Origin of the sequence: Actinophytocola sp. (assembly GCF_050699915.1) — a bacterium.
GTDB lineage: Bacteria > Actinomycetota > Actinomycetes > Mycobacteriales > Pseudonocardiaceae > Actinophytocola.
Window position 1 is genome coordinate 1 of record NZ_JBOHGA010000192.1, and the last position, 12,426, is coordinate 12,426.

The window sequence follows — 12,426 nt, forward strand, 5'->3', positions numbered from 1 at the left end:
GGCGAGCGCGGGGTCGGTCGGCAGCGCCTCGCCAGCGGCCGCCTCGAACGCGGTGGCCGCGCCGTCGCCCCCGATGCCGGTGCTGGCGAGCGGGCGCATGAGGGGCAGAACCTGGCCGCCGCGGGCGAGCTGGAGCTCGGCGAGCCGCTGGCGCATCCAGGCCCGGCGCTCGACGGGGACGAGGGCGCGGACGGCTCGCTGGGCGATCGGCAGCAGCGTGCCGGCGGTGCCGATGAGGCCGGTGGCGCGGGCGGCCTCGATGACCGCGTGCACGTCGTCGGTCTCGAGGAGCTCGGCGAGCAGGTCGAGGTGCAGGCCGACGCCGGCCTCGGCGGCGAGGAGGAAGCCCAGCACGTTGTCGTCGAGCCGGGCGAGCTCGGGCCCGAACTCGGCGATGGCGGTCGGGGGAATGTCGAGCTCGCCGGTCGCGGTGCGGGCGAGGCGGTCGACGAGGCCGGGGACGCCGCCGGTCTGGCCGTGGACGAAGTCGACGACGCCGTCGCCGCGCAGCCGGGCCGGCAGCGCGGCGCGGACCTGTGCCTGGTCGAAGGGCGTGGGGAGGAGCTGGTCCTGGGTGAGGTCGAGGAGCTCGGTGAGCGCCTCGGTCCGCGGCCAGGGCCGGGCGGCGAAGACGAGGCGGGCGTCGGACTCGGTGAGCTGGCGCAGGTCCTCGTCGTCGAGCAGGTGGGCGTCGTCGACGAGGAGGACCTCGGCGCCCTCGTCGAAGGGCGGCTGGGCCACGAGAGCCGGCGTTCCCGTGGCGGCGTGGACGGCGCGGCCGACGTGGTGCAGCAGCGTGGTCTTCCCGTAGCCGCCGGGGGCGATGATCGCCACGTGCGCGCCCGGGCGGGTGTCGGCGGCGAGCGCGGCCACCTGGCCGGCGGTGGCCTCGTCGAGGATCGGGTCGGCGGTCATCGGTGGCGCCTGCCCGACCGGGGCTCGTCGGCGACCTCGTACTCGCCGTCGACGGCGCTGTCGAACGCGTCCTCGTCACGGCTCGGCCGGCGGGCGCGGGACAGGCTCTCGTTGAAGACGCGGTCGTCGCCGCGGCGCCGGCCCCGGTCGAAGGCGTCCTGGTCGGCCGGGCCGGGCCACTCGTTGCGGTCGCCGTCGTAGCGGTCGTCGTCGCGGCGGCGACGTGGGCGTTCCTCGTCCTCGCTGCGCGGGCGCGGGGGTTCGGTGTCCGGCCGCCGCCGGGGACGGGGAGCCGGGGCGCGGTCGTCGTCTCGCAGGTCCGTCAGGTGGTCGTCCGGGTCGGTCGTCCCCGACCGGCCGCCGAGGACGGGAAGGGCGGGAAGGGTGGGGAGGAGCCGGCGCTTGGGCGGCTCCAGCGGCGTGATCTCCACCGGGGGCCGTGGTGGCGGCGGGCCGATGTCGGCCAACTGGTCATCCGGGAGGTCGTCGAAGCGCATGAGGTCCGTCGAGTTGACCGCCGGCGGGGACATGGGCTCCGGCCGGTGGGTCAGCGCCCGCGACGGCGCCGGCGGCTTGGTCACCCGGGCCGCGGCCAGCGCGGCCCCGCGCGCCACCGACAGCTCGGGCTCCGACGCGGCCGTCACGCGCACCCGCACCGCCGCCGACACCAGCTCGCTCACCAGCGGGATCCGGCCGCTGCCGCCCACCAGGACCACCGCCTGCAGCGAGCCCGTCGACGTCTTGGCCGACTGGATCGTCCGGCGCAGCGTGGCCACCGTCGCCTCGACGGCGGGGCGGATCAGCTCCTCGAGGTCCGTGCGGTTGACCATCACTGTGCCGCGCATCGAGCGCGCCGGGGCCGGCACGGTCACCGCCAGCTCGGTCGACAGCCGCTCCTTCGCCGTCCGGCACGCCACCCGCAGCTTCGCCAGCGCCATCGGCTCGACGTCACCGCCCAGCTCCGCCAGGACGTGCTCGGCCAGCAGGTCGTCGAACAGGTCGCCGCCCATCGTCTCCACGCTGTCCGCGTGCGCGCGCATCTCGAACCCGTACGCCGCGCGCCGCAGCACCGCCGACTCGAACCGGCTCGCGCCCAGCGAGTGGACCGCGATGTCCTGGCCGATCTCGACGCGCTCGGTCGCCGCGTAGCTCTCCGCCGCCGCGACCGGGCGCGGCAGCAGGGCCAGCTCCGGCAGGTCGGTCTCCCGCAACGCGCCCAGCAGCGTGGCGCGCCGGTGCCCGCCCCAGCCCGCCGGATGCGTGACCACCAGCCGGATGGGCGGCGTGCCCTCGGTCGCCTCCGCGTAGTCGACGACCCAGCCGACGACGGCCGCGATGAGCGCCTCGGCGGGGTACGGGCGGCCGCCCAGCGTGATCGGGATCTCGTCACCGACCCGGTCGATGACCCGGCGCGCGATCCGGTCCGGCCGGTTCGCCACATGCCGCAGTACCCGCTCGCCGACCTCGACGCCGCCCTCGTCGGTCAGGTGCAGCACGAAGTCGGTCGCCGCCGCGCCTTCCAGGGCCAGTATCTCGGGGTCGGTCCAGCGCTCGCGGTCGTTTCGGCAGACGGCGGCCGTGAGGTGACCACTGCCGAGATCGATCCCGAGGGCGTGGGGCATACAGGCGTGTCCTCTCCGTGACCGCGGGCCGCTAGTACTACCAAACTGCGATCCCCGGGTGGGCAACCCGGAGTGGGCTAGTGGGCGATCCCCTAACCCCCTAACGAGTGAACGAATCACCGCCCTATGGGGTCACGCGACAACTGGGAGTCATCCCCGATGTCCTCGTGGCCCCCGGTTCGTAGGTTGATCTCCGCACAGCGCCGCGGCGAGGGCTTCGATCCGCCGAGCGCGCACCGCACAGAATCCGCAAGGAGAATCTCTCTTGACCTACTCGTTCCAGAACCTGCAGGACTTCGTCCTGAACCTGCTCAACGACGAGGCGGCCCGGTCCGCCTACGCGGCGGACCCGACGGGCGCCCTGAGTGACGCGGGCCTGGGCGATCTGACGCCGCAGGACGTCCAGGAGGTCGTCCCCCTGGTCACCGACGCCCTGCCGAGCGAGACCCCGCTCGGTGACTTCGCCGTCGACGCCACCGGTGTGATGGACGGCGCCGACGCGTTCGGCGGCTCGCTCGGTGCGTCCAACGGCCTCGGCGACCTCGGCGTGTGGGGCGTCGAGAGCGGCGACGGCGGCATGGCCCTCTGGGGCGGCTCGGCCACCGACCTGCTCGGTCGCGTCGCCGGCGGCGTCTCGTCCGACGGCGAGGGCCTCGCGGCCGCGGCGACCACCCCGCTGGGCTACGCCGACTTCGACACCTCCGGCAACTACCACGTCATCCCGGCCGACCCGACCGACGTGGTCGGCAACCTCGGCAACAACGGTGACTCCGTCGCGGGGACCGTCACGCACATGGCGAACACCGGTGCGCTGAGCCTGTCCGACGGGATAGAGAACGGCGGCGACGCCCTCGCGAACGCGCTCGGCAGCACGCCGGCCGGCCCGTTGGTCGGTGGCGTCGAGTCCGCGACCGACATGGCCGCCGAGGACATCGAGGACGGCGCCGGCCTGATGGCCGAGCAGGCGGGCCACCTGCCCTCGGCCGACGCCGTGCCGGCGACCCTGCCGGCGGTGCCGGACCTGCCGGAGGTGCCGGGGCTGGGCGGCCTGGGTGGCCTTCCCGTCCAGGTGCCCGAGCTGGACGACCTGCCGGTGAGCCTGCCGGAGCTGCCCGTGGCGACCCCGGACACGGGTGCGGTCACCGACGTGCTGCAGAACAACCCGGTCTCCGACGCGGTGAGCAACAGCCCGGTCGGCGGGCTCGCCGACACGGCGCGGGGTGCTGCCGACTCGCTGCCGGTCGGCGACCTGACGGACGACCTGAACCTCGGCCTCTGAGGCCCCGGTAGGGGTTTGCCCCAACCCCGATGGGCCGGGACCTGCGATTTTGATCGCGGGTCCCGGCCCCCCTTTCATCCAAATGGGGTAGCACGGCACACTCGTCCGAGTGAGGAACCCGCCCTGGCTCACCGTTGTCGACGACACCATCGCGGCCTGCATCACTCACCACCGCGCTGACCTGGCCGGCAAGCTCGAGCGCAGACGTGCCCTGCTGCTGGACCCGCGGCTGCGGGTGCCGGTCATCGGCGAGCTCAACCAGGGCAAGAGCCAGCTGGTCAACGCGCTGGTGAACGCCCCGGTGTGCGCCGTCGGGGACGACGTCACCACGATGGCGCCGACCGCGATCGAGCACGCCGAGGTGCCCACCGCCGCGCTCGTGACCGACGTGCCGACCTCCGGCCGGCGGGCGATCGGCCCGGCCGACGCCGAGCCCGCCCGGGTGCCGGTGCCCGTCGAGGACGTCGCCAGCGAGACCCTCGCGACCCGGCGGCACGACGTGCATGCGGAGATCGGCCTGCCGCGCGACCTGCTCTCCGGCGGCCTCGTGCTGATCGACACCCCGGGCCTCGGCGGCGTCGGCTCCCGGCGCACCGCCGCCACGCTCGCCGTGCTGGCCAACGCGGACGCGGTCCTGATGATCTCCGACGCCACCTGCGAGCTGTGCGCGTCCGAGCTGGAGCTGCTCAAGAAGGTCGCGAAGGTCTGCCCGGCCGTCACCGTCGTGCTCACGAAGATCGACATCGTGCCGCGCTGGCGCCGGGTGGCCGAGCGCAACCGGGCCCGGCTCGCCGCCGCCGGCCTGCCGGTGAAGGTCGTCGCGGTGTCCTCGTCGGTCCGGCTGACCGCCGCGCGCACCGGCGACCAGGAGCTCAACGAGGAGTCCGGCTTCGGCGAGTTGGTCCGGTGCCTGCGCCAGGACGTCCTCGGCCGCGGCGAGGCGCTGGCCGGCCGCAGCGCCGCCGCCGCGACCGCGGTGGCGACCGAGCAGCTGCTGACCCCGCTGAAGCGGGACCTCGCCGAGACCAAGGGCGGCCAGCTCGGCGCGGCGCACGTGCAGTACCGGGCCGCGCAGCACCGGCTCGAAGAGCTGCGCCGGCGGTCCGGCCGCTGGCAGACGATGCTCGCCGACGAGGTCGCCGACCTGCTCTCCGACATCGACTACGACCTGCGCGAGCGGACCCGCAAGATCGTCCGCATCGCCGAGGAGTTCTTCGAGGTGGCCGATCCCGCGCGGACGTGGGACGAGTTCGAGTACTGGCTCGCCGACAGCCTCGCGGAGACCGCGGAGATCAACTTCGCCTGGCTGATCGAGCGGTTCCAGTGGCTGTCCACCAAGATCGCGCGGCAGGTGGCGCTCGACGAGGCCGTGCCGGAGGCTGCGGACACCGCAGACCTGCTCGACCACATCGGCGACCTGGACCCGCCGCGCATCGAGAAGTTCTCGGTCGGCCAGCAGCTGTTCGTCGGACTGCGCGGGTCCTACGGCGGCCTGTTGATGTTCGGCCTCGCGACCACGCTCGCCGGCATGCCGCTGATCAACCCGATCTCGATCGGCGCGGGCGCGGCGTTCGGCGCGAAGAGCATCTGGGACGAGCGGGGCAGCCGGCTCAAGCGCCGGCAGGCCACCGCGAAGACCGCGGCGCAGCGGCACGTCGACGACTTCTTCCTCTCCTACAGCAAGGAGAGCCGGGACACCGCGCGGCTGGTCCAGCGGCGGCTGCGGGACCACTTCGCGTCGGTCGTCGAACAGCTCCAGTCCGGGATCGTCGAGCGGGCGACCGAGGCCAAGCGTGCGGCCGAGGCGGACCTCGCCGACCGGCGGCGACGCAGCCAGGAGATCGAGGTCGAGGTGGACCGGCTCGTCGACCTGCACAAGCGGATCCAGGCGCTCGTGCCGCCGGCCGCACCCCGGCGGGGACTCACCGCGTGACCGAGCTCGCCGACCGGGCTCGGGCGATGCTGATGGACGCCCTCGAGCTGTACCGGGACAGTCCACGCGCGACGACGTGGCTGCGCCAGCACGTGGAGCGGCTGGGTGCGCCGCTGCGGCTCGCGGTGGCCGGCCTACCGCAGACCGGCCGGTCGACGCTGGTCAACTCCCTGGTCGGAGAGGAGATCGCGCCGCTGCTCGTCGAGGAGGGCAGCGTGCTGACGTGGTACCGCGGCGGCTCGGTGCCGCGGGCGCAGGCGTACCCGACGCAGGCGCCGCCGCGGGACGCGCCGGTGGCCCGGGTGGACGGCCGGCTGCACATCGACCTGGAGGGCTGGCGGGCCGACGCGCTGGACCGGATCGTGGTGGACTGGCCGAGCCGGGCGCTGCGCGGGCTGACCCTGATCGACACGCCGGCGATCGGCGCCGAGCCGGTCGAGCCCGCGACGTCCACATCGGACACAGCGGGCGACGTCGCCTCGCGCATCTCGCTGGAAGCCGACGCGGTGCTGTACCTCATGCGCAACCTGGGCAGCACCGATGTCGGCTTCCTCCAGTCCATTCAGGACCACCCGATCGCCCGTGAGACGCCGGTGAACTCGATCGTCGTGCTGTCCCGGGCCGACGAGGTCGGCGGCGGTCGGATCGACGCTCTCACCTCGGCGAAGCGGATCGCGCGGCGCTACCGGACCGACGCCGGGCTGCGTGGCTTGTGCCAGAACGTGATCGCGGTGTCGGGGCTGCTCGCCTACACCGGCCGGACCTTGACGGCCGCGGAGGTCAGCTCGCTCGCGAAGCTCGCTGCGGTGCCGCGCCGCGAGCTGGAGAGCTGCCTGGTGTCGGCGGACCGGTTCGTCGGCGACGGGGTGCCGGTGCCGCTCGACCGGCGCGCCCGCACGGCGATGCTCGACCGGTTCGGGCTGTTCGGCCTGCGGCTCGCGACCACGCTGATCCGGCAGGGCTACGACGAGCACCAGGCGCTGTCCGCGGAGCTGGTGGCGCGCAGCGGGCTGGCGGAGCTGCGCGAGGCCATCCAGCAGTGCTTCACCGACCGGCACGACGTGCTCAAGGCGCGCTCGGCGCTGCTGGCGCTGGAGGTCGTGCTGCGGATGGAGCCGCGCCCGCCCGCGCGGCAGCTGGTCACCGCACTGGAGCAGCTGGTGGTGAGCGCGCACGAGTACCGGGAGCTGCGCCTGCTGGCCGCGCTGCACGGCGGCCGCACCGAGCTGCCGGACCCGCTGGCCGACGAGGCGCGCCGCCTCGTCGGCGGCGTCGGCACCAGCCTGGTCGCACGTCTGGGGCTCAGGTCCGAGGCGAGCGGCGCCGACCTGCACGACGCGCTGTCCGACGCGTTGCGCCGCTGGCAGGAACAGGCGGAGAACCATGCGCTGGGCACCGGGCAGCGGCAGGCCGCGCGTGTGGTCGTCCGCAGCTGCGAGGGCATGGCGGCGCGGCTGTCCCGGTAGGGCGCCAGACGTGCCCTAGATCGACTCGCCGCGCGCGACTCGCGGAGGGGATGCGTGTGCCCGCGCGGGGCTTGTTCTACGGTTGGCGCTCTACGGTTGGTGGCTGACCGGCCCGGCGAGGAGGAATCGTGGCGCGCGACCCCGACACCATTCAGCGCGAGATCGAGCAGGCGCGGGACGCGCTCGCGTCGACGCTCGACGAGCTCGGCACCAAGGCGAACCCCAAGCGGCTCGTCGACGGGGCCAAGACCAGCGCGCGCAGCAAGCTCGCCTCGCCCGCGGTGAAGTTCTCGCTGATCGGCGTCGCGGCGCTGGTGCTGCTGTTCGTCCTCCGCAAGATCTTCAGCTAGCTGGCGGTCGCAGGCGCGTCGCGTCCTCGCTGCCCTTGCGCGGGGCGGGGGTCGGGGCCGGCTCGGTCGGCTTGGCCAGCCGGGCGGTCAGGTAGGCGGTCGTGAACTGCAGCGCGTCGCCGTTGAGCAGGTGTACCACCGTGCGGAACTTCTCCTCGGGCGCGAGCTTGTCCACCAGCTGGTCCGCTCGGTCGCGCGCCGCGATCAGCCCGGGTGCCTTGCTGACGAGTCGCTTGCCCCGACCGGACACCGTCACCTGCCAGTCGTCGCCGTCCGGCTCGTAGTTGACCTCGATCGGATCGGGCACGCTCCGCCCCCTCTCGGCAACACTCCTGTCCCCATTGCACACCCTTCCCAGGGGAAAGACACGCTCCGCCGACGATAATCGATCAGCGGTCACCCTGCGTGCTGGCGGCCAGTCCGTCCCACACCATCCGCATGATGATCGCCGCGGCGTCCCGGGCCGTGACCTCCTTGCGGGCGACGAACCAGCTGGCGAGGCGCTCGCAGGCGCCGACGACCACCTCGCCGTAGGCCTCCAGCTCGGCGGCCGGCAGGTCGGGCAGGTAGGAGGCGAACAGGGTCGCGTTGACCTGGGTCTGCTGCTGGCGGATGCCCTCGATCTCGTCCATCGCCGCCTGCCCGGCGACCGCCGCCTCCTGGCGCAGCAGCTGCCACGACAGCCGGTGCGAGTCGATGAAGCCGAAGAACGACTCCAGCCCGCTGCGCAGCGCCTCCTCGGCCGTGCCGCGGCCCTCGACGGAGGCCAGCGTCGCCGCGAGCAGCTCGGCCCGCGCCGCCCGGATGCAGGCCACGAGCAGGCCCTCCTTGGAGCCGAAGTACTCGTAGATCATCGGCTTGGAGACCCCGACCCGCTCGGCAATTTCGTCCATGGACGCCGCCTGGTAACCGCGTTCTGCGAAGATCTCCTCCGCGACGGCGAGCATCTGCCGCTCACGCTCCGCCCGCGGCATGCGGCGGCGCTTGGACTCGGTGGTTGCCACGACGCTACTCTACCGGAAGTAACCTACTCCGAGTAAGGTACGGGCACGGCATTCGAGGAGGCGGCATGCGAGTCCACACGGTCGTGATCGGCACCGGGTTCTCCGGTCTGGGGATGGCCATCCAGCTCAAGCGGGACGGCCGCGACGACTTCGTGGTGCTCGAGAAGGCGGACGACGTCGGCGGCACCTGGCGCGACAACACCTACCCGGGCTGCGCCTGCGACATCCAGTCGCACATGTACTCGTACTCCTTCGAGCAGAACCCGGGGTGGACCCGGGCCTTCTCGCCGCGGCAGGAGATCTGGGACTACCTGCGCCGGGTCACCGACGCCTACGACCTGCGCCGGCACATCCGCTTCGGCACCGAGATGACCGGCGCGCGCTGGGACGCCGACGAGAACCGCTGGCACGTCACCACCGCCGGCGGCGAGGAGTTCGTCGCGCAGTTCGTCGTGTCCGGGATCGGCGGGCTGCACATCCCGAACGTGCCCAAGCTGCCGGGCATCGAGAACTTCGCCGGCACGACGTTCCACTCGGCGCGCTGGGACCACTCCTACGACCTGGCCGGCAAGCGGGTCGCCGTGGTCGGCACCGGCGCGAGCGCGGTCCAGTTCATCCCGGCGATCGCGCCGGAGGTCGAGTCGCTGACCGTGTTCCAGCGGACGCCGCCCTGGGTCATGCCCAAGCCCGACCGGGCGTTCTCCGGCCGGACCAAGTGGCTGTTCCGCAAGGTGCCGGGCCTGCAGCGGCTCTACCGCACGCTCATCTACTGGCTGCTCGAGTCGCGGGCGGCGGGCTTCAACGGCAAGCCCGGCATGATGAAGATCGCGTCGAAGATCGCGACGAAGAACATGCACAAGGCGGTCACGGATCCCGAGCTGCGGCGCGTGCTCACGCCGGACTACGTGATGGGTTGCAAGCGGGTGCTCATCTCCAACGACTACTACCCGGCGCTGGCCAGGCCCGACGTCGAGGTGGTGACCGACGGCATCGCCGAGGTGAAGGCGAGCTCGATCGTCGACAACGCGGGCGTGGAGCACGAGGTCGACGCGATCATCTACGGCACCGGGTTCCACGTCACCGACTCCTTCGACTACCTCAACATCACCGGGGTCGACGGCCGCGACCTGTCGAAGGACTTCCGCACCAACGGGATCCGCACTCACTACGGGATCGCGGCGGCCGGGTACCCGAACCTGTTCTTCCTGATGGGTCCGAACACCGCGCTTGGCCACCACTCGGTCGTCTTCATGATCGAGTCCCAGATCCGGTACGTGGCACAGGCGATGACGTTGGCAGAGAAGTCGGGGGCGGCCGCGGTGTCGCCGAAGGAGAGCGCGCAGGCCAAGTACCAGTCCGACATCCAGCGCAAGCTCGTCGAGGGCGTGTGGACGCAGGGCGGCTGCACGAGCTGGTACCTCGACGCGCACGGCGTGAACCGGACCATCTGGCCGGGCTTCACCTTCCGGTACTGGCAGCGCACGCGGCGCCTCGACCCGGCGGAGTACGAGCTGACCAGCTGATCAGTCGTCCTCGGGGTCGTGCAGGGAACCGTTGATCTGCCTGAGCCGGGCGATCAGCTCCACGGTCTCCATGCCGCACAGCTCCGCCATCCGCTCAAGCGCAGCGATGTCCAGGCTCACCTCCGGGACTTGGTGGCCGTCGTGCTCGGCCAGCCGTCCCTTCGCCCAGCGGCGCAGCGGCAGCAGACTCGGCTGCTCGTCCCGGACGATCTTGCGCAGGTCGATCCGGATGCGCCCGACGGGGGAGTCGCTGAACACCCGCTGGTGCACCCGCGCCAGCAGCTCGTGGGGCACCTCGTCGAGGGCGATGCAGATCTCGACCAGGCGCACCACCGAGCACTGCCGGGTGCCGAGCTCGTAGGTCGCGAGCGTCTGGAGGGAGATGTCACTCTGCAGCCGGCGGTTGAGGTCTCTACGCGTCCAGCCGCGCTGCTTTCGCAGGCGGCGCAGCTCATCACCGAGCACTCGTTGGTAGATCGCTGTGTCCAGCTGCACGATCGCCCCTCTCTGAGTGGCAGCCGGTTGCCAACCAGGCATGCCGACACAAGGGAGAGCCGACGAACCCACGAGTGATTACGCGAGTTTCCACAATTTGCTCGAGCAATTAGGGCCGGTTGGCCGACTGACGTGCTACGCCGACTGACGACGTCACTCGAACGGGTGGACTAGTTGACACACCCGGACTTGTCGGGCTTCGCGGGCTGCGCCACCTTGCCGGGCGACAGCCGCAGCAGGGGCTCGTGGGCCAGGCCGTCGCCGCTCGCGTCGGTGCCGGCGGGGCCCTGGTAGTCGGAGCCGAGCAGGACGGTCACCGTGCCGTCCGGGAGGTTCGTGTCGGGCTCCACGACCGTGTTGCCGCCGAGCGCCTCGGCCACCTGGTTGCCGGCGTCCTGCTCGCCCTCGGCGTACCGGACGACCGTGTCGTCGCGCAGGTCGGCGTTGCCGATCTCGCCCGTGGTGAAGCCCTCCCCGGCCAGCGAGTCGGCCACGGACTGGGCCAGGCCGCCCATCCCGCTGCCGTTGCGAACGTTCACCGTGGCCTGCTGGCCCGCCGCGGCATCCTCGCCGCCGCCGGCCTCGGGCTTGCCGCTCTCCGGCGCCGGCGCCGGCTTCTTGCCGATGATCCCGTCCACGAACGCGCGCACCTCGTTCGGGTCGACCTCGATGGCCGAGCCGTCCTCGGGCGTCTCCAGGTCGGGGCGACCCACCGGGATCGTCTGGAACGACACGTTGCCGCCGGTGAAGTTCATCATCTGCTGGGCGAACTCGATGACGTTCCAGTCCTCGTCCAGCACCACGGACTTCTGGATCGCCGCACGCAGCTTGTCCAGCGTCTCCGAACCCGGCGTGAGGATGTCCTGCGAGAACACCTTCTTCGCCATGCCGGTCATGAACACCTGCTGGCGGATGATCCGGTCCAGGTCGCCGTTGGGCAGCCCGTGCCGCTGCCGGACGAACGCGAGCGCCCGCCGCCCGGACAGGTTCTGCTGGCCGGCCTTGAAGTTCGCGCCGGAGAACTGATCACTGGTCGCCTGCTTGAGGCAGACGTCGATGCCGCCGATCGCCTTGGTGATGTCGTAGAAGCCGAGCAGGTTGACCTCGGCGTAGTGGTCGATGGTCGCGCCGGTCAGCTGCTGCACGGTCGCGATCAGGTTCTTCGCGCCCTCCTGGTTGGAGCGGACCTCCAGCTGCGCCTCGTCGCCCAGGCCCTCGTTCTGCAGCTTCACCCGAGCCTCGTTCTTGGCCCGCAGGTACGCCGAGTTGATCTTGTGCTCGCCGTAGCCGGGGATGTCGACGAACGAGTCGCGCGGCATCGAGATGCCGACGGCCTTCTTGCCGTCGTTGGGGATCCTGATCATGATCAGGGTGTCCGTGTTGAGCTCGCCGTCGGCCACACCGGCGTTGAGCTGCGCGAGCTGCGCGTCGGACAGCGGCTTGCCCTGCGCGTCGGTGCGGCTGTCCATGCCGACCATCAGGATGTCGATGGCGCCGTCCGCGGGCCGCTCGGTGGGCGCCTGCTCGATCACGTCCGCGGTGGTCAGCCCGTCCTGCCACGGCTGGATCTCGCGCCAGTAGTAGCCGGTGACGGCGAGGATGAGCACGGAGACGACCGTGAGCGCGACCTTGCCACTGGTCAGCAGGCGCCGGGGCGGCGGAGGGGGCACGTCGGTGCGCCGGCGGCCCCAGAACTTCTCCGTCGGCTCCTCGGGGCTGGGCTGCCAGCGGGCGTCGGAGGTGCGGGACGGGCGGCGGTACGGGTCCTCGCGCACCGGCTCGGCACGCTCTGCGCCGGTGCGGCCACCGACGACCCGGCCGGCGTTCGCGGGCGTGCGG

The 12,426-nt window shown here is 72.3% G+C and carries 10 protein-coding genes and 1 pseudogene; 5 read left to right on the top strand and 6 right to left on the bottom strand.

Going from position 1 to position 12,426, the window contains the following annotated elements; genetic code table 11:
- Together ACRDSK_RS26170 and ACRDSK_RS26175 are read right to left on the bottom strand one after the other, a co-directional pair.
- A pseudogene (locus tag ACRDSK_RS26170) lies at window positions 1–915 on the bottom strand (LuxR family transcriptional regulator); the annotation flags it as partial.
- Complete coding sequence (locus ACRDSK_RS26175) at window positions 912–2,537, bottom strand: Hsp70 family protein (RefSeq protein ID WP_431443939.1); 1,626 nt, start codon at window positions 2,535–2,537, stop codon at window positions 912–914. The pseudogene ACRDSK_RS26170 and the gene ACRDSK_RS26175, both read right to left, overlap by 4 nt.
- Window positions 2,538–2,802: 265 nt before the next feature.
- On the opposite strand from ACRDSK_RS26175, the gene ACRDSK_RS26180 reads away from it, so the two are divergent.
- The 4 genes from ACRDSK_RS26180 (at window position 2,803) to ACRDSK_RS26195 (ending at window position 7,565) form a co-directional block, all read left to right on the top strand.
- Window positions 2,803–3,816: an IniB N-terminal domain-containing protein gene (locus ACRDSK_RS26180; RefSeq protein WP_431443940.1), complete on the top strand. Its 1,014-nt coding sequence runs from the start codon at window positions 2,803–2,805 to the stop codon at window positions 3,814–3,816.
- A 109-nt stretch (window positions 3,817–3,925) separates the two neighbouring features.
- Window positions 3,926–5,749: a dynamin family protein gene (locus tag ACRDSK_RS26185; RefSeq protein ID WP_431443941.1), complete on the top strand. Its 1,824-nt coding sequence runs from the start codon at window positions 3,926–3,928 to the stop codon at window positions 5,747–5,749.
- Complete coding sequence (locus ACRDSK_RS26190; RefSeq protein WP_431443942.1) at window positions 5,746–7,215, top strand: hypothetical protein; 1,470 nt, start codon at window positions 5,746–5,748, stop codon at window positions 7,213–7,215. Before ACRDSK_RS26185 ends, ACRDSK_RS26190 begins: the two co-directional genes overlap by 4 nt.
- Before the next feature lie 128 nt (window positions 7,216–7,343).
- The gene (locus ACRDSK_RS26195; protein ID WP_431443943.1) at window positions 7,344–7,565 is read left to right on the top strand and encodes a DUF3618 domain-containing protein; all 222 of its coding nucleotides are present in this window, start codon (window positions 7,344–7,346) and stop codon (window positions 7,563–7,565) included.
- Here ACRDSK_RS26195 and ACRDSK_RS26200 read toward each other — a convergent pair.
- Window positions 7,558–7,872, bottom strand: a complete 315-nt coding sequence (locus tag ACRDSK_RS26200; RefSeq protein ID WP_431443944.1) for a hypothetical protein — start codon at window positions 7,870–7,872, stop codon at window positions 7,558–7,560. The genes ACRDSK_RS26195 and ACRDSK_RS26200 overlap by 8 nt on opposite strands.
- A gap of 82 nt (window positions 7,873–7,954) precedes the next feature.
- Window positions 7,955–8,569 carry a TetR/AcrR family transcriptional regulator gene (locus tag ACRDSK_RS26205; RefSeq protein ID WP_431443946.1) on the bottom strand — a complete coding sequence of 205 codons (615 nt, stop codon included), beginning with the start codon at window positions 8,567–8,569 and terminating at the stop codon, window positions 7,955–7,957.
- A 65-nt stretch (window positions 8,570–8,634) separates the two neighbouring features.
- On the opposite strand from ACRDSK_RS26205, the gene ACRDSK_RS26210 reads away from it, so the two are divergent.
- Complete coding sequence (locus ACRDSK_RS26210) at window positions 8,635–10,092, top strand: flavin-containing monooxygenase (RefSeq protein ID WP_431443947.1); 1,458 nt, start codon at window positions 8,635–8,637, stop codon at window positions 10,090–10,092.
- Here the strand turns inward: ACRDSK_RS26210 and ACRDSK_RS26215 are convergent, their stop codons facing one another.
- Together ACRDSK_RS26215 and ACRDSK_RS26220 are read right to left on the bottom strand one after the other, a co-directional pair.
- A complete protein-coding gene (locus ACRDSK_RS26215) occupies window positions 10,093–10,587 on the bottom strand; it encodes a helix-turn-helix domain-containing protein (protein WP_431443948.1) in 495 nt (164 codons plus the stop codon).
- A gap of 170 nt (window positions 10,588–10,757) precedes the next feature.
- Window positions 10,758–12,426, bottom strand: a 1,669-nt coding sequence (locus ACRDSK_RS26220) for an LCP family protein (RefSeq protein WP_431443950.1), incomplete at its 5' end; no start/stop codon positions are given.